1 protein-coding gene is annotated in these 761 nt (G+C 39.7%); it reads left to right on the forward strand.

The annotated features are described in order from the left end of the window. On the forward strand, positions 1-638 hold a 638-nt coding region (locus AB1471_RS16955; protein ID WP_367780927.1), incomplete at its 5' end, for a magnesium transporter. Positions 639-761: the final 123 nt, after the last annotated feature.

Here is a 761-nt window from a genome sequence, read left to right on the forward strand (position 1 = left end):
GTATGGCTGGTGTGGTTCATGTGGATGATATTCTAGATGTTGTACAAAAAGAAACCACAGAAGATTTTCATAAGATGGCCCCTGTTGTTTCCTTAGGAACGAGCCTAAAAAAAGCGAGTGTGGGCTTACTTTATAGAAAACGGATTGCATGGTTGCTTGTTCTTGTATTTATGAATGTATTTTCAGGTGCAGGAATTGCCGCCTTTGAAGATACAATTGCCGCTTCTATTGTACTTGTATTCTTCTTGCCATTGCTCGTTGATAGTGGTGGAAATGCTGGTTCTCAGGCAGCTACGCTAATGATTCGATCGATGGCACTTGGCGATGTTAAAATCAAAGACTGGTTAAAAATGTTTACTAAAGAAATTTCGGTTTCATTTTTCCTTGGACTTACGATGGCTGCAGGAGTAGCCCTTCTAGGTGCTTACAGAGGCGGAACTGAAATTGCTATAATCGTTGCAGTAACAATGGTTCTTGTCGTCATGCTAGGAAGTTTAATTGGCATGTCGTTACCATTTATTCTTAACAAACTAAAAATGGATCCGGCGGCTGCCAGTGCACCATTAATTACTTCTATCGCAGACATTTGTGGTGTATTAATTTACTTCTCCGTCGCGACATGGATCTTAGGTTTATAAAATTAGTGACAATGAAAGTGATCTCAATTCCCCATCACTACATGGTTCGTTGAGTATAAATATAAGAGTAACAACAAAACAAAATATCCTCGTTAGGTGAGGCTCCTATATGGAGATAGGCTG

The organism is Jeotgalibacillus marinus, assembly GCF_040801915.1.
GTDB classification, from domain to species: Bacteria; Bacillota; Bacilli; order Bacillales; family Jeotgalibacillaceae; genus Jeotgalibacillus; species Jeotgalibacillus marinus.